This is a genomic window from Streptomyces sp. NPDC104106 (assembly GCF_055584345.1).
The window spans coordinates 24,796-42,949 of sequence record NZ_JBVJMF010000015.1 but is presented as its reverse complement, the minus strand read 5'-3'; the positions used below and the strand labels follow the sequence as shown (position 1 = coordinate 42,949).

Genomic DNA, 18,154 nt, shown 5'->3' with positions numbered 1-18,154 from the left:
TGCGTCGAGGTCCGCCATCAGCAGCTCGCCGTTGATCGCCGCGCCCGCCCGGTAGCCGCGGCTCGCCGCGTTGATGACCTGTTCGGCGAAACCGCTCGCGTTGCCCGCGGCCCAGAGGCCGGGCACGGTGGTCAGGCCGCGCTCGTCGATCACCGGGTAGCTGCCGAACGGCGTCTCGCGCAGCTCGGCGCCCAGGCGCACGAGCAGGTCGGTCCGCGGAACCGCACGCGGAGCGGCGTACAGGATCTCGCGGTCGTGCACCGTGCCGTCAGCCAGCCGGACACCGGTGAGCCGGTCGTCGGTGACGACCAGGCCGGTCACCTCGCCGGGCACGACCCCGACCCCGGCGGCGGCCAGCCGGCGCAGGTCGTCGTCCGTCAGCTCCGCCTCGCGCACCTCGTGCAGGAAGAGCCGCACGTCCTTGGACCACTGGGTGACCATCAGCGCCTGGTGCACGCTCAGCGGCGACGTCGCGAGCACCCCGGTCGGCCGGTCGCGCACCTCCCAGCCGTGGCAGTACGGGCAGTGCACCACGTCCCGCCCGAACCGCTCCGCCAGCCCCGGGACCGCGGGCAGTTCGTCCCGCAGCCCGGTGGCGATCACCAGCGCCCGGGCCCGTACCGTGCGCCCGCCGGCGAGCCGGGCCGTGAAGCCCTCGGCGTCCTTGTCCGCGTCGACCACCCGGTCCCGGACCAGTTCCACGCCGTACCGGGCGATCTCCTCGCGCCCGACCGCCAGGAACTCCGCCGGGGACATGCCGTCCCGGGTCAGATAGCCCTGCATGTGCGCGCTCGGCGCGTTGCGCGGCTCGCCCGCGTCGACGACCAGCGTGCGGCGCCGGGCCCGGCCGAGGACCAGTCCGGCGGACAGCCCGGCGGCCCCGCCTCCCACGACGACGACTTCGTACCTGCTCTGCTGCGTGTTCTCGGTCATGGCACGACGGTCGCCCGTGGGCTGCGGCATTGACAAACACCTTTGCCGAAACTGCAATACACGTATGAGTACCGACGACGTTCTCGCCGAGGTGGGCCCACGGCTGCGGCGCGTCCGCAAGGAGCGGGAGGTGACCCTGGCCGCCCTGTCGGAGGCGACCGGGATCTCCGTGAGCACGCTGTCCCGGCTGGAGTCCGGCCTGCGCAGGCCCAGCCTGGAGCTGCTGCTGCCGATCGCCCAGGCCCACCAGGTGCCGCTGGACGAACTGGTCGGGGCGCCCCCGGTGGGGGACCCGAGGGTGCGGGCGAAGCCGATCGTGCGGGGCGGGCGCACCCACTGGCCGCTGACCCGCCAGCCCGGCGGCCTGCAGGCCTTCAAGGTGCTCGAACCGCAGCGCAAGCAGGAGCCCGACCCGCGCACCCACGAGGGCTACGAGTGGCTGTACGTCCTGTCGGGCCGGCTGCGGCTCGTTCTCGGCGAGCACGACGTGGTGCTGTCGGCCGGTGAGGCAGCCGAGTTCGACACCCGCGTGCCGCACTGGTTCGGCTCGACGGGGGAGGGGCCGGTGGAGTTCCTGAGCCTGTTCGGGCCCCAGGGTGAGCGGATGCACGTACGGGCGCGGCCGGCATCGGCATCACGGAAGTGACCGACCTGACGCGGGCCCGGCCGGGCCGACTGTTCCCTGATCGGCAAGCGACCGCTTAGTATGCCGTCGGACCCGGTCAGACGAAGCAGTCCCGTGGAGGCCCCGCATGCAGGCATGGCACGTGCACGAGAACGGTGAGCCGAGTGAGGTGATGCGCCTCGCGGAGGCGGAGCCGCCCACGCCCGGCGAGGGCCAGGTGCGCCTGCGAGTGCGCGCCGCGAACATCAACTTCCCGGACGCCCTGCTGTGCCGGGGCCAGTACCAGATCCGGCCGCCGCTGCCGTTCACACCCGGCGTGGAGATCTGCGGCGAGACCGAGGACGGCCGCCGGGTCATCGCCAACCCCGCCCTGCCGTACGGCGGTTTCGCCGAGTACGCCCTCGCCGACGCCCGCGCGCTGCTGCCCGCGCCCGACGCGCTGGACGACGCCGAGGCCGCCGCGCTGCACATCGGCTACCAGACGGGCTGGTTCGGCCTGCACCGCCGGGCGCACCTCCAGGCGGGCGAGACCCTGCTCGTGCACGCCGCCGCCGGCGGCGTCGGCAGCGCCGCCGTCCAGCTCGGCAAGGCGGCCGGAGCCAGGGTGATCGGTGTCGTCGGCGGTGCCGAGAAGGCCGCCGTCGCCCGGGAACTGGGCTGTGACGTGGTCGTCGACCGGCGCGGCGAGGACGTCGTCGCGGCCGTGAAGGAGGCCACCGGCGGCCGGGGCGCGGACGTGATCTACGACCCTGTCGGCGGCGACGCCTACGCCCAGTCGGCCAAGCTGGCCGCCTTCGAGGGCCGGATCGTCGTCGTCGGCTTCGCCAGCGGCGCCGTCCCGAGCCCGGCCCTCAACCACGCCCTGGTGAAGAACTACTCGATCCTCGGCCTGCACTGGGGTCTGTACGCCACCAAGAACCCCAAGCTGATCGCGCACTGCCACGAGGAACTGACCGAACTGGCCGCCCGGGGCGCCATCAAGCCGCTGGTGAGCGAGCGGGTGCCGCTCGGCGACGCCGCCGCGGCCGTGCAGAAGGTGGCGGACGGCCGCTCCGTGGGCCGGATCGCCGTGGTGATGGAGGGAGCAGCATGACCGACGCCGACGAACTGGTCCGCCGCACACGGGAGTTGCTGGCCCAGTACCCGCCCGCCGACACCGACCGGCTTCGGTTCCTGCGGGCCCGCTTCGACGCCGGCCTCGCCTGGGTGCACTACCCCGAGGGCCTCGGCGGACTGGGCGCGCCCCGCCATCTGCAGGCGGTGGTGGACGCCGAGCTGGAGGCAGCCGGCGCCCCCGACAACGACGCGCGCCGCAACGGCATCGGCCTCGGTATGGCCGCGCCGACCATCCTCAAGTACGGCACCGACGAGCAGAAGCGGCGCTATCTGCGGCCGCTGTGGACGGGCGAGGAGGTCTGGTGCCAGCTCTTCAGCGAGCCCGGCGCCGGCTCCGACCTCGCCGCGCTCGGCACCCGGGCCGTACGGGAGGGCGAGGACTGGGTCGTCAACGGGCAGAAGGTGTGGACGTCCGGCGCGCACAACGCCCGCTGGGCCATCCTCATCGCCCGCACCGACCCGGACGTGCCCAAGCACGCCGGCATCACCTACTTCCTGTGCGACATGACCGACCCCGGCGTCGAGGTCCGGCCGCTGCGCCAGATCACCGGTGAGGCCGAGTTCAACGAGGTCTTCCTCACCGACGTCCGCATCCCCGACTCACGCCGCCTCGGCGCGGTCGGCGACGGCTGGCGGGTCGCGCAGACCACGCTCAACAACGAGCGCGTCGCCATCGGCGGCATGCGGCTGCCCCGCGAGGGCGGCATGATCGGCCCGGTCGCGCGGACCTGGCGCGAACGCCCCGCACTGCGCACCCACGACCTGCACCAGCGGCTGCTGAAGCTGTGGGTCGAGGCCGAGGTGTCCCGCCTCACCGCCGAACGCCTGCGCCAGCAGCTCGTCGCCGGCCAGCCCGGCCCCGAGGGGGCCGGCATGAAGCTCGCCTTCGCCCGCCTCAACCAGGAGATCAGCGGCCTGGAGGTCGAACTGCGCGGCGCCGAAGGGCTGTTGTACGACGACTGGACCATGCGCCGTCCCGAACTGGTCGACTTCACCGGCCGCGACGCCGGCTACCGCTATCTGCGGGCCAAGGGCAACAGCATCGAGGGCGGGACCAGCGAGGTCCTGCTGAACATCGTCGCCGAACGCGTCCTCGGCCTGCCCGCCGAGCCGCGCACCGACAAGGACGTCGCCTGGAAGGACCTGGCCCGATGAGCACACAGCCCGACCTGCTGTACTCGGAGGAGGAGGACGCGCTGCGGGCCGCCGTGCGGGACCTGCTCACCGACCACTGCGCCGCGGCCGACGTCCTCGCCCGCACCGAGTCGGACACCCCGCACGACCTCGCTCTGTGGAAGCTGCTCGCCGACGGCATGGGCCTGGCCGGGCTCCTGGTGCCCGAGGCGCAGGGCGGCCAGGGCGCCACGCACCGCGAAGCCGCCGTCGTACTGGAGGAGCTCGGCCGGGCGATGGCGCCCGTGCCGTACCTCACCAGTGCCGTCGTGGCCACCGAGGCCCTGCTCGCCTGCGGGGACGGGGAACTGCTGGAACGGCTGGCCTCCGGGCGCGCCATCGGCGCCCTCGCCGTCGCACTGCACACGGCTCCGGACGCAGCCCCCACGGCCGTACGGGCCGAGAACGGCACCCTGCACGGCGAGTTGTCCGGCATCGCCGATGCCGCCGTGGCCGACGTGCTGCTCGTCCCGGCCGACGACGGTGGGCTGTACGCCGTTGCCGCCGACGCCGTGACCCTCACCCCGCAGGTCTCCCTCGACCTCACCCGGCCGCTGGCGACGGTACGGCTGGACGGTGCGCCCGGCCGCCGCGTCGGCGACGCGGGGCCCGCCGTGCGCCGGGCCCTGCGCGCCGGGGCCGGGCTGCTCGCCTCCGAGCAACTGGGCGTCGCCGACTGGGCGTTGACCGAGACCGTGCGCTACCTGAAGGAGCGCAAGCAGTTCAACCGGCCGGTCGGCGGCTTCCAGGCGCTCAAGCACCGGCTCGCCCAGCTGTGGCTGGAGACGGTCAACCTCCGGGCCGCCGCCCGAGCCGCCGCCGACGCGCTCGCCTCCGGCGAGGACGCGGACATCTCGGTCGCCGTCGCGCAGGCGTACGCGGCGCCGGTCACCGTGCACGCCGCCGAGGAGGCACTGCAGCTGCACGCCGGGATCGGTATGACCTGGGAGCACCCGATCCACCTGTACCTCAAGCGGGCCAAGGCCGATTCGATCGCGTACGGCACGGCCGGCGCGCACCGGGAGGCGCTGGCCGGACTGGTCGACCTTCAGGCGCCCTGACGTCGTGAGCGGGTGAACAGAGGGCGAACTCCCCGCCGGACGGGGACCGTCGGGTGTGTGCGGCACGCATACTCCCCTCGGTCCCATCCGGCATCCCAAGGGAGGCAGAGCATGGCCCTCACCACCCGAAGCGGAGCCCCCGGCAGCCTCGGCGCCGCCCTCCCCGGCGCGGTCGTCCTGCCCGCGTCCCGGGCCCGGGCGGGCGTCCCGCACCGCGGTCCGCGCCCGCGGTGGAACGCGCACGCCCACAACGACTACGAGCACCCGCGTCCCCTCTTCGACGCGCTCGACCACCGCTTCGACAGCGACGAGGCCGGAAACCTCCTCGTCGGCGACCAGCTCCTCATCGGACACGACAGCTCCGAGCCGGACCCGGCCCGAACCCTCGAATCCCTCCACCTCGACCCGCCGGCCGCGCTCGTGAAGGCCAACCACCGCCGCTGTACCGGGGTTGGCGCCGGCCGTTGCAGCTCCTCATCGACATCAAGACGGAAGGCTCATCGACGTACCTGGAACTAGACCGCCGTCTGCGCCGCCACCGGCGCCTGTTCACCTGGTACGCGCACGGCCGCGTCCACCCCGGGCCGGTCACGGCCGTCATCTCCGGCGACCGCGCCGCCCGGATCCCACCGAACGGCTCGCCTTCTACGACGGCCGGCTCACCGACCTGGGCAGCGCGGCCCCCGCCTCCTTCATCTCGCTGATCAGCGACAACTGGACGACGAACTTCACCTGGGCCGGCGCCGGCCCGTTCCCCGCCGCCGAGCGGACGAGGCTGCGGAGCATCACCGCCGCCGCGCACGCGCACGGGCAGCTCGTGCGGTTCTGGGCCACCCCGGACGCCGCGGGCCCGGCCCGCGACGCCCTGTGGACGGAACTGCTGACCCGCCCGGTGTCGACTACCTCAACACCGACGACCTGGCCGGCCTGGAGGCCTTCCTCGACGCCCGCCCGACCGCGTGACACCACTCGTTCGGGGGACATGTCAGCCGCCCGGACGCACCCTCCGCTACGCCACACTTGCGGCCGAACGCCGCTCAAGGGGCGTGGCGGAGGAGGTTCCCATGGCCGTGTCCATCTCTGTGGTGCTGTTGCTCGTGATCCTGGCCGTCATCTTCATGCGCAACGGCGGGCTGAAGGTCTCCCACGCGCTGATCTGCATGGTGCTGGGCTTCTTCCTGGCCGGCTCCAGCATGGCGCCCACGATCACCAGCACGCTCACCGCCACCGCCGACCTGGTCAGCAGCCTGCGGCCGTGAGCCGTGAGCCGTGAGCCGTGAGCCGTTCGGGCCGGTCAGGGGGTGGAGAAGACGCCGATGCCGTTCGCGACGGGCCGCTCGGCGCCGCCGCTCGGATGGTTGCGCACGGTCACGGCACGGGCGCCCGCGTCCCGGGCGACCAGTTCCGACGAGCCGCCGCCGTCGAGGTTGAACGCGTCTGAGGCGCCGAGCGAGCGCATGGTGGCCGCCTCCTCGGCGACCGTCATCCCGGTGCGGTAGGCGGCGGCGCCGTCCAGCGCCAGGATCAGCATCCGCCGGCCACCGTCCGCGAAGCCGACGACGGTGCGCACCGCCGAGGTGACATCGTCCAGCCCGGACAGGACCCGGCCGTGCCGCAGTACCGGGAAGCCGCCGATCGCGAACGCGTACGGCACCCCGGACGCGCCCGCCACCAGCGTGTGCGTCACGCTCACCCGGTCCCCGACGGAGAGCTTGCGCAGCCACCGGGCGCCCCCCTCACGGCCCACCAGGACCGTGGTGTCCGCCGGGATCGCGCCGCTGCCCGGGTGGCCTGCGGCGGAGACGACCAGGCCGGCCCGGATCCGCACCTCGTACGTGTCGGTGCTGCACGGGGCCGAGCGCAGGGTGTCGGTGCCGCAGACGGCGCGCTCGCGCGAGACGCCGCCCCAGGGCGCGGTGAAGGCGCCGACGGAGTTCTGCGGCAGGGCGTACTGGTTCAGGCCCCGCAGCGGGAACCGGCCCTCCGGGGCGCGGACGGTGCCGGTGAGCGAGAGGCGGTCCAGCCGGGCCCGCCGGTCGACTCCGACGCCGAGGACGTCCCGTGTGCTCGTGCCCGGTGGCAGAGCGGGCCCGAAGCGCTGGCCGTCGGGCACGGCCCCCTTGAGCACACGACCGTGGGCGATCGCCGGTCCGACGCTCGCGCCGGTGGCCGCCACGCCCGGGTGCTGGGTCTCGGTGATGTCGAAGAAGTCACCGTTGACCCCCGCGACGGCCCCGGTCGAGTCCGCCATCCCGGAGACGGTGGCGCGGGCCGCCACGGCCCCCGGGTGGAGCAGATCCACCCGGACGTGCCGATCGCGCAGGTCGACCGTGAGCAGATGGGCGTGCGCCGGGCCCGCGGCCGCGGCGACGTCGAACTGCCGGTAGGTGACCCCGGGCGCGATCCGCCTGCCCGCCGGTACGGCAGCGGCCGGTGCCGCCCCCGTCAGGGCCGCACCGGCCAGCACACCGAACGCGGTGACCACCGTGAGAACCGCTCTCGCCGCTGCCGTACGCCTGTCTCGTCCTGCCACCGTGCCCCCTGATGCGTCGTCAACTAGCCCTGCTCGTACCTGTGTTAGCAGGGCCAGAGGCAGTTGAGCAGAAGCCGGGGGACGGCGGGCCGACTAGGCGTCGACTACGCGAGAACGAGTGAGGAAACGCACCCCCTCGGGTGCCTCCAGCGAGAAGCCGCTACCGCGCCCCGGTACGACGTCGACGATCAGCCGGGTGTGGCTCCACGCCTGGTACTGGCTGCGGGACATCCAGAAGGTGACGGGCTCGGCCACGCCGTCCACGGACAGCTCGGCCAGCAGCACGTCCGAGTCGCCGGTGCGGAACTCGCCGTCCGGATAGCACATGGGCGCGCTGCCGTCGCAGCAGCCGCCGGACTGGTGGAACATCAGCGGACCGTGCTCGGCACGCAGGCGCCGCACCAGCTCCGCGGCGCTCGGGGTGAGTTCGACGCGGGGGACTTCCTCTTCCATGGTCACCGTCCTGGAGAACCGGGGCGCGGGAGAGCCGGACCCGGTCCAGTCTCATGGCTCGTCAGCAGCGCGTCCAGAACCCGGCGTTCGATCCTCCGAAAGAGGCCGCCGTCCCTGCGAGGATGGGCACATGTGCGCCTTCCACGACCGTGCCCGACCGCGCCCTGTGCTCATCGAGACCCACCCGCTGTGGGACGAGGCCCTGGCGGCCGTCAACCGGGACCTCGCCGCGACGCTCCCCGACCAGCGCCCCCTGCGCCTGATGGCCTACGCGTGCCCGGCCCCCGGGCACGCGGACGGGGACGGGGCGGAGCAGGTGTACGTGGTCCTGCCCGACGGCGGCGAGCACGGAAGCTCCCTGATGCCGACGGAGTCCGCCGCGACAGCCCTGACGACTCTCGCGGACGCGGCTCAGGAGACGGTGACGGAGCGGCTGTGGCGGGCGTGGCCGCTCTGCACCGTCCACGACCTCGGCATGCACCCCCGGGTCGTCGACGGACGCCCGTCCTGGTGGTGCGCCGGCGGCTCCCGCAAGGGCGACCCGGCCCATGTGCGCGCCGCGATCGGCGACCTGCACACCGCCCACCGCCCCCGCCGCCCGAACCGCAAGCGCCGCCGGGGCCGTGCCCCGGGGTGAGCGGGGGTAGTGCTGTGGTGCGGGGGTGTTTCCCGGGGTGTGGTGCCGGCGGCGGGGCTCGTGTGAGCTGGGCGCGGTGACGTCACGTCCGTGACCACGGGCGCCGCCGGGGCCGTGTCCCGGGCTGAGCGGGGTGGTGCCGTGGTGCGAGGGTGTCCTGGGGGTGTGGCCTGGAGGAACGGTGCGAGCGGGCGCAGCCGCCGCGCGGCGCTATTCGTGGTGGTAGCGTCGCGCCCGCCAGGTCTCGATCAACAGCGGCAGCATCGACACGACGACGACCACGGCCACCAGCGGCAGCAGATAGTCGTCGATGTGGGGGACCGACGCCCCCAGGGTGTACCCCGCGAGGACGAGCACCTGCGACCACAGCACCCCGCCCACGCTCTGCCACACCGTGAACGTCCGGGCGGGCACGCCGAGCGCGCCGGCCACCGGATGCAGGACGGTTCGCAGTAACGGCACGAAGCGGCCGATGACGAGGGCCTTGCCGTAGCCGTACCGGGAGAGCAGCCCCTCGGCGCGCGAGGCGGCCGCCTTCACCCGGCGGTTGGAGGTGTGCGTCAGCAGGGCCCGGCCGCCGTGCTGACCGATGAGATAGCCGACCTGCCCGCCGGCCACCGCGCCGGCGGCCGCGCACACCAGCACCTGCCACAGCGCCAGCCGGGGCGGCTGGCGCGCGCCGCCGGCGCACAGCACCCCCGCCGGGAACAGCAGGGTGTCGCCGGGCAGGACGAAGCCGACGACCAGCAGCCCGGACTCCGCGAAGATCACCACCAGGACGCCGAGCGCGCCGAAGGCGGCCAGCACCGAGGCGCTGTTCAGCGGATTGACGGCGATCACCGGGGTGCGCCTCCTGGCCTCCTCGCAGGGCTGCTCGCTCCCCAGGATCGCTCGCCCCGCGCGAAACCGCCCGCGTCCGCCTGGACGCGGGCGGTGGCCGCGGGGGCGGAGACCGCGCCCGAACACGTCGTCGCCGAGGTCCTCCCGTGGGGTCCCGAGGGTCGGTGACGGCGTCGCGCCGCCGCCACGCTCGCCCACGCCGGCCTGGGCCTCGCCATGGGCACGGGCACGGACGCCGCGACGACCGGGGCGGGAGAAGGGGGGTGAGCGAGGGGCGCGGGCGCGCCGACGACCGGATCGCCGAGCGGCGGGCCCGCGCGGGTGGTCGACCAGAGGCGGTCGACCACCGGGTAGCGCGGGTCAGCCGACGCGCAGGGTGAGGGCCGCAGTGTGCAGTCGTCCCGCCGTCCGGAACTGCAGGAACAGCCGCCAGTTCCCCGCCTGGGCGAACTCGGCGTGGAAGGTCAGCGCCGGCCCGCCGTGGTCGCCGTCGACCCTGGTCTGCGGGTGCAGGTGCGCGAAGGCGAGGTCGCCCTGGTGGAAGGCGGTCAGGTGGGCGTAGGTGTCCAGATACGGCTGGAGGTCGGTCACCGGCTTGCCGTCCTTGGTGACGGTGGCGGTGAGCTGATGGGCCATCCCGGCCATGGGCTCGCCCTGCACGGTCACGGTGTAGCCGTCGACCGTGGTGGTGTGGGCCGCCCGGGGCAGGGAGGTGGCCGTCGCCGTGCCGGGCACCCGCACGGTCCGGCTGAGCACGAAGTCCTCGCCCTTGCCCGAACCGCTGTCCGGCGTGAAGGAGGCGTACAGCCGCCAGGTGCCCGGCGTCAGCGCGGCCAGCGGCGCGGTCCAGGTGCCGTCCTCGGCCATGGCCGGGTGCACGTGCTGGAAACCGGTCAGGTCGGAGCGGATGGCGTAGAAGTGCATCCGCTGCGTCTGGTCGACGGCGAAGGCGGTGACGGGCTTGCCGTCCGGACCGGTGACGGTGAAACGGTAGCCGGTCGCCGTGCCGGCGGCGAGGGCGGTGGCCGAGGAGGTCAGCCGGTAGCCGTCCTTCGCGGCGGCCAGCCCGTTACCGGTGGCGGCGCCGTTCATGCCGGGCATGTCGGCCATGCCGCCGGACGAGGCCGGTGCCGAGGAGGACGGCGTGCCGCGGTGGTCCATCCCGGGCATGGCGGAGGCGTGCGAGCCGCTGGAGCCGGAGCCGCAGGCGGCGAGGGTGAGGGTGAGGGCGGCGGTGGCCGCGGCCGCCGCGAGGGCGTGACGCGTCGTCCGGAGAGCCTTGGACATGGGTGTGTCTTTCCAGGTGGGCGCCGTGACACGGCGCGGGTGAACGTGGGTCCCCGACCAGGCCACGGCAAGGCGCCGTAGCCCGCGGGACACGTCACGTCCGCGCGACGCACACCTGGAGCAGAAGGTCGCGTCCGCCGTCCGGTGGCCCCCGCCGACGCACCTCGCCGTACGTCCGCCGCGCCCACGGGAGCGGCGCGACGGCGGGCAGGAGGACCGCGAGCGCGGCGAGCGGGGGCAGCGGGATCTCGGAGCGCGGAGTGGTCGCGAGGCACAGGGCGCCCCGCATGCCCTGGGCCGCGTGTGCGGTCGTCCTGCCGACGGCGGGGTGGAGACCGAGGGCGGTGCGGGGGCCGGCGGCGGCGTGCGAGGCCGTCGGGGCGGGCGCCGCCGGCAGGACGGTCGTACCGCCGTCCGCGCGGACCGGCACCGGTCGCATCCCGCTCGTATCGGCGGTCCGCGCCATACGCATGACCGGGGTGTCGGGCATGTCCCCGTGGCAGCCGCCGTCGGCAGCGGCCGGACCGCCGTGCATGAGGAACAGCCCGAGCAGCACCGCGACCAGCACGGAGGGACGCACGACCGAGGGACGCACGACCCGCCGGCGGATGCCGGCGGTACGGGAGGCGGGCTGTGGGACGAGCACGGGCACCACCCTACTGGCGCCCCCGCCGCCACGCCGTGACACACCGCCGCACGGGCCGGCACCGCCTGCGCCGACCGGTCGCGGTCCCGCACCCCGCCGAGCCGCCGCCCCCGGTGTTGCGCGGCGAGCGGCTCCGCGTGTCGGGGCGTCAGTCCGCCGGTCCGCGCGAGTGCGCGCACCGCCGTGGCGCACGCGAGATCCGTGGCGGTCAGGGGGACCAGGTCAGGGGACGGGCGGGCCGTCCGTATCCGGGGGCGTCCGGGCACGTCGCCCCGGTGGCCGCCACCGAGGGGGACGGTGCGGCGCCGGCAGGGAGGGCGTCCCGGGCGCCCGGTACCCGGGGCCGTCGGGCGCCGGGCCGCGAGGACGGTGCCGGTCGCCGCAGGGCCAGGGATCGACGCCGGCGGTGACAGGCGTGGCGCGCCCGGTTCAGCGCCGGTACAGCCCGACGATGGTGCCGCTGGCCAGCTGCTCCCGGTCGAGCACGGCGTGCGCCTCGTCGGCGGTGGCCCGGTCGGGGAGCGAGACGGGACCGGGCAGGGCGTAGAGCCGGAAGAAGTAGCGGTGGGCGTCGTCGCCGACCGGTGGCTGGGGGCCGCCCCAGCCGCGTTCCCCGAAGCCGTTGCGGTGGGGTTGGCCGACCCTGGGCGTCTCGCCGGCGTCCAGGCCCCCCGCGCGGGGATCGATGCCGGTGACGAGCCAGTGCACGAAGGTTCCCGACGGCGCGTCGGGGTCCTCGCACAACAGGGCCAGTTCCGCCGCGTCGTCCGGCACTCCGGACCAGGTGAGCGGCGGTGGGACGTTCTCCGCGTCGTGGGCATGACGGCGCGGGATCATGGTGTGGTCAGTGAAGGCTGCGCTTCTGAGTTCGATACCGGCCATGTGGCACGGGGTACCCCGCGCGGGCCCGGCCACACGACGGGTCCGGCCCTCCGGCGCGGTCAGCCGGCCCAGTCCAGCAGGCGCTCGCCCGTCTCGGGTGCGCGCAGCCGCGTGAGGGACTGCTTCTCCAGCTGGCGCACGCGTTCGCGGGTCAGGCCCACGCGGTCGGCCACCTGTTGCAGGGTGCGCGGGTGTCCGTCGTGCAGGCCGTAGCGGAGACTCAGGATCATGGCCTCGCGGGGTGCCAGGACGCCCAGGGCGTCCCTGAGGTCCTCGGCGAGCGCCCGGTACTCGGCGATCTGGGGTGCCTGGAGCACGTCGGTGGCGGGGATGAGATCGCCGACCACGGTCTCGCCGGTATCGTCCACGGGCGTGTCGAGGCTCAGCGTCTGCCGCCCGACGCGGCGCAGCCAGGCGACGCGGTCCTCGTCGAATCCGCTCTCCCGGGCGACCTCGCTCTCGGTGGGTTCGCGGTCCAGACGCAAGCGCAGCTGACGTTCGGTCTTGGCGAGCTTCTGCAGGTTCTCCACGACGTGCATCGGCAGCCGCACGGTACGGGCGTGCTGGGCCAGGCCACGCTCGATCGCCTGGCGGATCCACCACGTGGCGTACGTGGAGAACTTGAAGCCCTTGGTGTGGTCGAACTTCTCCACCGCCCGTATGAGCCCGAGATTGCCGTCCTGGATCAGATCGAGCAGGGGCGCGCCGCGGTGGGCGTGCCGCTTGGCGATCGACACCACCAGGCGCAGATTGGCCCGGATCATGTGGTCCTTGGCGTCCTGGCCGACCCGCAGGGCCTCCCGCAGGTCCCGGCGCCGGCCCGGGGAGAGGGTGCCCGCGCTGCCGCCGTCCCGCTCCAGTTCCTCGGCGGCGTGCACACCGGCCTCGATACGCCGGGCCAGCCGGACCTCGTCCTCGGCGCTGAGCAGCGGGGTCGCCGCGATCTGGGTCAGGTACTGGCCGAGCAGGTCGGCCTCGTCGCCGGTCTCCGGGACCCGGCTGCGCGGGCGGGCGGAGCGGGCCGTCGCACGGCGGCGCTCACGCGGATCGGACAGTACGGACTCTGCCGGCGCAGGCATGGTTCCGGCCTCCGACTCCTCGACTTCTGCCGTCTCGACATCGACGTCTGACGCCTCGCCACCGACTCCTGTCGCCTCGACGTCGTCGTGTCGCTGCCACTTCGTACCTCAGAACTTGACGGGTACCCGGCCGGACCGCCCGGACACAGGGACTCCGGGCGATCCGGAGCCGGTCACTCGGCGGCCGTCATGACGCGCTCCCCTTCCGCGTGGCCTCCCGCGTTGACGACAGCCGCTCGTCGCACCACCGCTTGGCCGTGGCGGCGACCTCCTCCAGCGCACCGGGCTCCTCGAACAAGTGCGTCGCCCCCGGTACGACGTGGAGGGAGTGCGCGCCGCGCAGCCGCTGGGCCGCTTGCCTGTTGGAGTCCAGCACGGCCTCGTCCCGCTCCCCGACGATGAGCAGGACCGGGGCCTGTACCCGCTCCAGGGCGTCGCCGGCGAGATCGGGCCGTCCGCCCCGGGACACCACCGTCAGCACGCGGTCCGGCCGCTCGGCCGCGGCCACCAGCGCCGCCGCGGCACCGGTGCTGGCGCCGAACAGGACGACCGGGAGGTCGCGGGTGTCGGGCTGGGTCTGCAGCCAGTCGATCGCGCCCACGAGGCGGCGGCCGAGGAACGGGATGTCGAAGCGGTGCTCGCCGGTCAGCGCGTCGTGCCGCTCCTCGCGTTCGCTGAGCAGGTCCATCAGCAGCGTGCCGAGCCCCGCCGTGCGCAGCTCGGCGGCGACCATCCGGTTGCGCGCGCTGTGCCGGGAACTGCCGCTGCCGTGTGCGAACAGCACCAGGGCGCGTGCCGGGGCCGGGACGACGAGGTCGCCGGAGAGCGTGGCGTCCGTGTGGACCAGAACCATCTCGGAGATCATCGGCATCAACCTCTTTCCGCTCGGCCGACCTCGTGGACCGATGCGCGGATCAGCAGGGCCTGGATGTCCCCCACCGCGTACCCACCAAGGCGGCGGCGCCCACGCGTCCCGGGCACGTATCCGCACCCCATCGCCCGGCATCGGACCGGGCCCGCACAGGGACCCGTCGCCGATGACCGGCGACGGCGGCCGTACGGCACGGCCGCGCACAGCCGGCGGACGCGACCCGAGCCGGGCCGCCCGGACCGGACCGGAGCACCCCATGCCACCGCTGGCCAGGGAGGAGTGGCGCCGGCGGCGCGCACGGACGCCGCGACCCCGTGGGCGGGCGTCCGGCACGGAGGTGCGTCCGGCGGGTGCCGGTTGGACACTGGTGGGGCTCGCACGGCTCTCCTGGCCCGCGGCAGCGGGCCGACGGGGAGTCCGCCCCGCGCAGGAGGTGACCATGGTGAATCCGCTGCTGCACACCGGGCCGCGGCCCGCCGTCCGGGGGACTCGCCAGTGGCCCGGCGATCCGGCCGACGTGATCGGCGTGCTCCAGGAGGAGATCACCCAGCTGCGCCGGGCGATCGTCTCGCATGCCGTCATCGACCAGGCGATCGGCGTGGTCATCGCCCTGGAAGGACTGGCTCCCGAGCAGGGCTGCGACATCCTGAAGGACGTGTCCCAGCGGACCAACACCAAGCTCCGCAGCATCGCGGAACAGATCGTCGAAGCGGTCCAGCGCGGCCGGCTCCCCCTCGAAACGCGCCAGGCCCTCCGGGCCGCCCTGGCACGAGCCCGGTCCGGCTGACCCGACATCCCCCGGCTCCTCGCGTTCGTCCAGGCCCTGCCCTACGGCCCCAGGGGGCGCCCGCCCCCATGCTCGCTCTCACGGCGGAGCGCTGTCCCCGAGCGGCATGGTGCAGAACGTGCCGCCGACCCGTGCGACGCGGGGATCGGCGGGGTCGAACCGCTGGTCGCCGAGGACGGCGGCCGCGTGGTCCTCGGCGTCGTCCCGGGGGCGGTACCCGATCTCCTCGCCCTCGGCCGCCGACCACCAGCGGCGGGTGTTGGCCGAGATCCCCCACAGCACGCGGAAGCGGGCCGGCCGTGGCCGCAGGCATGCCTCGAACAGCCGGACCGCATCACCCGGCGAGAGCCAGACGGCCAGGTCCTCCGGCGCCAAGGGGACCGGCCGGAAGGCGCCGATCCGCAGGCACACCACGTCGAGGCCGAACCGGGAGTGGTACAGACTGCAAAGGGCCTCGCTCGCGGCCTTGCCGGCCCCGTAGAACGTGTCGGGCCGGGGCGGGGTCTCGGCGGGCAGTTCACCGGCGCCCGCCTCGTCCCGTGTGTGGAAGCCCGCCGCGTGGATGCTGGACGCCAGGACCACCCGGGGTACGGCCGCGGCGCGCGCCGCCTCCAGCACGCGCAGAGTGCCGTCGACGTTCACGGCGACGATGTCGCGCCACGGCGCCTCGCCGCTCAGGCCGCCGAGATGGATCACGGCGTCGACGCCCTGACACGCCGCGCCGATGGCGTCCGGGTCGAGGAACGACGCCTGGACGACCTCGACGTCCTCGCCCGGTGCGGGCGGGGCGAGCGGCGCGATGTCCAGCAGCCGCAGCGTTCTGTGCGCGCGGGCGAGCGCGGGCCGCAGGCCGAGGCCGATGCGGCCCGCCGCTCCGGTGATGAGGATGCGCTCGGGGGTCGCCATGGGTGGGCCTCCACATGTCCGTCGGTTCTCGCCCGGCCGGTGGCGTCGGCAGTGGCTCCTGAGGGAGGCTTCCACGGCGGGGCGGACGCGGCACCGGCTGTTCGGGTCGGTGTCCGCGGAGGCCGCCCACCGACAGGGCCGGGCCACACGCCAGGCCGCGGGCGGAGGGGATCGGGAGAGGCGCTCGCGCCGGCACACCGCCGTGGGCTCGGGGCTTCCCACGGCGGTCTCCACCAGGGGATGGCCCGATGTTCCCGGCCGCGGACCGCACGGCCTCGATGCCTAGGTGGTGACCCGGTGCGCGGCGGTGTCGAGGGTGACGGTCACCGTCCGCCACCCGTCGGCGGGCAGGGGCGCGTAGCCGGACCCCCGCGCCTCCGCGGCCCCGCCGCCGCTGGTCACGGCGGTGCGCAGCACGCTGCCGTTGTACGGCGTCGTGAACAGGTACCGGGTGGTGTCGGTGCCCAGATCGAAGATGCGCTGCCAGCCCGACGTGTCAGCGCCCCACTTCACGCGGGCCGAGACCGTCAAGTCGCCTGTGCTGCCGAGGACTTCGCGGGGAAGGACCACGTACGCGCCGTCGGAGGCGCCCGCCCCGCCCGGCAGGGCGAGCGCCTTGCCGCCGGCGGCGCCCGCGACGGACCGGGCGGTGGCGGCGTTCACCAGCGTCGCCGTCAGGCCGTTGCCGGAGCTGTCGGCGATCTTTCCGGAGGTGAGGTCGTCCTGGTCGAAGGTGTAGTGGGCGGCGGGCCGGAGTGTGTCGGCCGCCTGGGCGGGGACGGCCGGTGCGGCCAGCAGACCCGCGCCGAGCGCCAGCGCCACGGCGGCCGAGGCCCGGCGATGAGCCGGTCTGTCAGCGGATGACATGGATTGCGTCCTCAATCCTTGAGTGTCGGCATGCGTCGAACCGGTTCTACCGTCAGGTCGCGGTGCCACGTGGCGAATCCGGCGGGAAAGGACGGTGGCTTCCGCGTTCGCGCAGGGGCGGCGGATCCGGAAACGCTCTTCGGGGACCTCTTCCTCGAACCGGTTCGAGGAAGTTAGCACCGGCGATGCCGACCAGCAATCCCTCCCACCAGAGGGAATCGGGGCGGCCGGGTGAGACGGGGAAGTGTGGTCGTAGGTGTTGACATGTCTCCGGCCTGTTTCTACGTTCACTTCACGCGAACCGGTTCGACACACGGCAAGGAGCCACCCGTGAACATCGGTGAGATCGCTTCGCGGGCCGGTGTCTCGCGGAGCACCGTGTCCTACGCGCTGACCGGCAAGCGTCCGGTCTCCGACGACACCCGCCGGAAGATCCAGCAGGTCATCGACGAGCTGGGCTACCGCCCGAACGCCAGCGCGCGTGCCCTGGCCAACGGCCGGACCAGCACGATCGGCCTGGTGTTCCCGCCGGCCGGCCACCACTACACCGGGATGCAGCTGGACTTCATCGGCAGTGTGGTGGAGGCCGCGGCGGCGTACGACTACGACGTCCTGCTCTCACCGAGCGGCGTGGACAGCGACCGCTCCTTCCAGCGGCTGCTGGGGGAGCGGCGGGTCGACGGCGCGATCCTGATGGAGATCAGGCTGGAGGACGACCGGGTCGATCACCTGGCCGCCCTGGACTTCCCCTCGGTCGCCATCGGCCGTACCGCCAACCCGGAGGGCGGCTGGTGGGTGGGCCTGGACCACACCGCGCTGGCGGCGGCCTGCGTCCACCACCTGGCGGACCTCGGCCACGCCCGCGTCGCCTTCGTCAACCGTCCCGAACAACTGCTGCGGGCCGGATACGAGTCCGCGCACCGCGGCCTGGACGGTTTCACCAAGGCGGCTGCCGAGCGTGGGCTGACCGTGCGGACGTACTGCTGCGGGGACGACGCCCCCTCGGGCGAGGCGTGCGTGGAGCGGATCCTGCACGACGACCCGGCCACCACCGCCCTGGTCACGCTGAACGAGGCCGCGCTCGGCGGTCTGTACCGGGGGCTTGCCCAGGCGGGCCGCCATGTGCCGCGCGACTTCTCCGTCACCGGGGTCGTGGCCGGACGCTGGGCGGAGACGGTGACCCCGCAGCTCACCGCGGCCGACGTGCCGGCGGCGGAGATGGGCCGACGCGCCGTCGACCTCCTGGTGGAGCGGCTGGACCACCGGGACGCGCCGCCGCGGCACCACCTCCTCGCGCCGCCGATCTCCCTGCGGGCCAGCACCGGGCCCGCGGGAGCCGGTACGACGCGCTGAGCACACCCGCGCGGACCTCCTCACGACACACAACTCCCTCCGCCTCCAGGTCTCCCCACCTCACCGGGCGCGCGCACCGCGCACGGCGCCGTCCGCCGCGCCCGT

General features: G+C 74.3%; 19 protein-coding genes and 1 pseudogene. 9 read left to right on the top strand and 11 right to left on the bottom strand.

Annotation, left to right across the window (positions count from 1 at the left end; all coding sequences use genetic code 11):
* Positions 1-933, bottom strand: a 933-nt coding sequence (locus ACZ60X_RS30120) for an NAD(P)/FAD-dependent oxidoreductase (RefSeq protein WP_469605027.1), incomplete at its 3' end; no start/stop codon positions are given.
* 64 nt (positions 934-997) lie between these two features.
* Between ACZ60X_RS30120 and ACZ60X_RS30115 the strand changes: the two genes are divergently transcribed.
* The 6 genes and pseudogenes from ACZ60X_RS30115 (at position 998) to ACZ60X_RS30090 (ending at position 6,167) form a co-directional block, all read left to right on the top strand.
* On the top strand, positions 998-1,579 hold the full coding sequence (locus ACZ60X_RS30115; RefSeq protein ID WP_469605024.1) for a helix-turn-helix domain-containing protein: 582 nt from the start codon (positions 998-1,000) through the stop codon (positions 1,577-1,579).
* Between the two features lie 106 nt (positions 1,580-1,685).
* On the top strand, positions 1,686-2,651 hold the full coding sequence (locus tag ACZ60X_RS30110; RefSeq protein WP_469605022.1) for an NADPH:quinone oxidoreductase family protein: 966 nt from the start codon (positions 1,686-1,688) through the stop codon (positions 2,649-2,651).
* Positions 2,648-3,829, top strand: a complete 1,182-nt coding sequence (locus ACZ60X_RS30105) for an acyl-CoA dehydrogenase family protein (protein ID WP_469605019.1) — start codon at positions 2,648-2,650, stop codon at positions 3,827-3,829. Before ACZ60X_RS30110 ends, ACZ60X_RS30105 begins: the two co-directional genes overlap by 4 nt.
* A complete protein-coding gene (locus tag ACZ60X_RS30100) occupies positions 3,826-4,908 on the top strand; it encodes an acyl-CoA dehydrogenase family protein (RefSeq protein ID WP_469605016.1) in 1,083 nt (360 codons plus the stop codon). Before ACZ60X_RS30105 ends, ACZ60X_RS30100 begins: the two co-directional genes overlap by 4 nt.
* Before the next feature lie 111 nt (positions 4,909-5,019).
* A pseudogene (locus ACZ60X_RS30095) lies at positions 5,020-5,871 on the top strand (phosphatidylinositol-specific phospholipase C/glycerophosphodiester phosphodiesterase family protein).
* A 101-nt stretch (positions 5,872-5,972) separates the two neighbouring features.
* A complete protein-coding gene (locus tag ACZ60X_RS30090) occupies positions 5,973-6,167 on the top strand; it encodes a hypothetical protein (protein WP_469605014.1) in 195 nt (64 codons plus the stop codon).
* 35 nt (positions 6,168-6,202) lie between these two features.
* Here ACZ60X_RS30090 and ACZ60X_RS30085 read toward each other — a convergent pair whose 3' ends face one another.
* Both ACZ60X_RS30085 and ACZ60X_RS30080 read right to left on the bottom strand, forming a co-directional pair.
* Positions 6,203-7,441, bottom strand: coding sequence for a phosphodiester glycosidase family protein (locus ACZ60X_RS30085; RefSeq protein ID WP_469605013.1), 1,239 nt, complete (start codon positions 7,439-7,441; stop codon positions 6,203-6,205).
* 93 nt (positions 7,442-7,534) lie between these two features.
* Positions 7,535-7,894: a DUF779 domain-containing protein gene (locus ACZ60X_RS30080; RefSeq protein ID WP_469605011.1), complete on the bottom strand. Its 360-nt coding sequence runs from the start codon at positions 7,892-7,894 to the stop codon at positions 7,535-7,537.
* Between the two features lie 130 nt (positions 7,895-8,024).
* On the opposite strand from ACZ60X_RS30080, the gene ACZ60X_RS30075 reads away from it, so the two are divergent.
* Complete coding sequence (locus ACZ60X_RS30075; RefSeq protein ID WP_469605008.1) at positions 8,025-8,531, top strand: hypothetical protein; 507 nt, start codon at positions 8,025-8,027, stop codon at positions 8,529-8,531.
* A gap of 210 nt (positions 8,532-8,741) precedes the next feature.
* Here the strand turns inward: ACZ60X_RS30075 and ACZ60X_RS30070 are convergent, their stop codons facing one another.
* The 6 genes from ACZ60X_RS30070 to ACZ60X_RS30045 form a co-directional block, all read right to left on the bottom strand.
* Complete coding sequence (locus ACZ60X_RS30070; RefSeq protein WP_469605006.1) at positions 8,742-9,371, bottom strand: DedA family protein; 630 nt, start codon at positions 9,369-9,371, stop codon at positions 8,742-8,744.
* Between the two features lie 360 nt (positions 9,372-9,731).
* Entirely contained in the window at positions 9,732-10,658 is a 927-nt protein-coding gene (locus ACZ60X_RS30065) for a hypothetical protein (protein ID WP_469605003.1), read from the bottom strand.
* 94 nt (positions 10,659-10,752) lie between these two features.
* Positions 10,753-11,304, bottom strand: coding sequence for a hypothetical protein (locus ACZ60X_RS30060; protein WP_469604999.1), 552 nt, complete (start codon positions 11,302-11,304; stop codon positions 10,753-10,755).
* 429 nt (positions 11,305-11,733) lie between these two features.
* On the bottom strand, positions 11,734-12,186 hold the full coding sequence (locus tag ACZ60X_RS30055; RefSeq protein ID WP_469604997.1) for a YbhB/YbcL family Raf kinase inhibitor-like protein: 453 nt from the start codon (positions 12,184-12,186) through the stop codon (positions 11,734-11,736).
* A 59-nt stretch (positions 12,187-12,245) separates the two neighbouring features.
* Positions 12,246-13,265 carry a sigma-70 family RNA polymerase sigma factor gene (locus ACZ60X_RS30050; RefSeq protein WP_469604994.1) on the bottom strand — a complete coding sequence of 340 codons (1,020 nt, stop codon included), beginning with the start codon at positions 13,263-13,265 and terminating at the stop codon, positions 12,246-12,248.
* 187 nt (positions 13,266-13,452) lie between these two features.
* Positions 13,453-14,130: a dienelactone hydrolase family protein gene (locus ACZ60X_RS30045; RefSeq protein ID WP_469605439.1), complete on the bottom strand. Its 678-nt coding sequence runs from the start codon at positions 14,128-14,130 to the stop codon at positions 13,453-13,455.
* Between the two features lie 445 nt (positions 14,131-14,575).
* Between ACZ60X_RS30045 and ACZ60X_RS30040 the strand changes: the two genes are divergently transcribed.
* Positions 14,576-14,923 carry an ANTAR domain-containing protein gene (locus ACZ60X_RS30040; RefSeq protein ID WP_469604991.1) on the top strand — a complete coding sequence of 116 codons (348 nt, stop codon included), beginning with the start codon at positions 14,576-14,578 and terminating at the stop codon, positions 14,921-14,923.
* 78 nt (positions 14,924-15,001) lie between these two features.
* On the opposite strand, the gene ACZ60X_RS30035 is transcribed toward ACZ60X_RS30040, so the two are convergent.
* Positions 15,002-15,829, bottom strand: coding sequence for an NAD-dependent epimerase/dehydratase family protein (locus tag ACZ60X_RS30035; protein WP_469604988.1), 828 nt, complete (start codon positions 15,827-15,829; stop codon positions 15,002-15,004).
* A 282-nt stretch (positions 15,830-16,111) separates the two neighbouring features.
* On the bottom strand, positions 16,112-16,696 hold the full coding sequence (locus tag ACZ60X_RS30030) for a LamG-like jellyroll fold domain-containing protein (RefSeq protein ID WP_469604985.1): 585 nt from the start codon (positions 16,694-16,696) through the stop codon (positions 16,112-16,114).
* A gap of 330 nt (positions 16,697-17,026) precedes the next feature.
* On the opposite strand from ACZ60X_RS30030, the gene ACZ60X_RS30025 reads away from it, so the two are divergent.
* Positions 17,027-18,049, top strand: a complete 1,023-nt coding sequence (locus tag ACZ60X_RS30025) for a LacI family DNA-binding transcriptional regulator (protein ID WP_469604983.1) — start codon at positions 17,027-17,029, stop codon at positions 18,047-18,049.
* Positions 18,050-18,154 lie beyond the last annotated feature (105 nt).

What these genes read in the sequence shown, in the direction of transcription:
- ACZ60X_RS30075 (WP_469605008.1), top strand. Translation starts at nt 8,025, where the DNA reads ATGTGCGCCTTCCACGACCGTGCCCGACCGCGCCCTGTGCTCATCGAG.
- ACZ60X_RS30055 (WP_469604997.1), bottom strand. Translation starts at nt 12,186, where the DNA reads ATGGCCGGTATCGAACTCAGAAGCGCAGCCTTCACTGACCACACCATG.
- ACZ60X_RS30050 (WP_469604994.1), bottom strand. Translation starts at nt 13,265, where the DNA reads ATGCCTGCGCCGGCAGAGTCCGTACTGTCCGATCCGCGTGAGCGCCGC.
- ACZ60X_RS30080 (WP_469605011.1), bottom strand. Translation starts at nt 7,894, where the DNA reads ATGGAAGAGGAAGTCCCCCGCGTCGAACTCACCCCGAGCGCCGCGGAG.
- ACZ60X_RS30110 (WP_469605022.1), top strand. Translation starts at nt 1,686, where the DNA reads ATGCAGGCATGGCACGTGCACGAGAACGGTGAGCCGAGTGAGGTGATG.
- ACZ60X_RS30065 (WP_469605003.1), bottom strand. Translation starts at nt 10,658, where the DNA reads ATGTCCAAGGCTCTCCGGACGACGCGTCACGCCCTCGCGGCGGCCGCG.
- ACZ60X_RS30100 (WP_469605016.1), top strand. Translation starts at nt 3,826, where the DNA reads ATGAGCACACAGCCCGACCTGCTGTACTCGGAGGAGGAGGACGCGCTG.
- ACZ60X_RS30030 (WP_469604985.1), bottom strand. Translation starts at nt 16,696, where the DNA reads ATGTCATCCGCTGACAGACCGGCTCATCGCCGGGCCTCGGCCGCCGTG.
- ACZ60X_RS30045 (WP_469605439.1), bottom strand. Translation starts at nt 14,130, where the DNA reads ATGATCTCCGAGATGGTTCTGGTCCACACGGACGCCACGCTCTCCGGC.
- ACZ60X_RS30035 (WP_469604988.1), bottom strand. Translation starts at nt 15,829, where the DNA reads ATGGCGACCCCCGAGCGCATCCTCATCACCGGAGCGGCGGGCCGCATC.
- ACZ60X_RS30040 (WP_469604991.1), top strand. Translation starts at nt 14,576, where the DNA reads ATGGTGAATCCGCTGCTGCACACCGGGCCGCGGCCCGCCGTCCGGGGG.
- ACZ60X_RS30090 (WP_469605014.1), top strand. Translation starts at nt 5,973, where the DNA reads ATGGCCGTGTCCATCTCTGTGGTGCTGTTGCTCGTGATCCTGGCCGTC.
- ACZ60X_RS30115 (WP_469605024.1), top strand. Translation starts at nt 998, where the DNA reads ATGAGTACCGACGACGTTCTCGCCGAGGTGGGCCCACGGCTGCGGCGC.
- ACZ60X_RS30105 (WP_469605019.1), top strand. Translation starts at nt 2,648, where the DNA reads ATGACCGACGCCGACGAACTGGTCCGCCGCACACGGGAGTTGCTGGCC.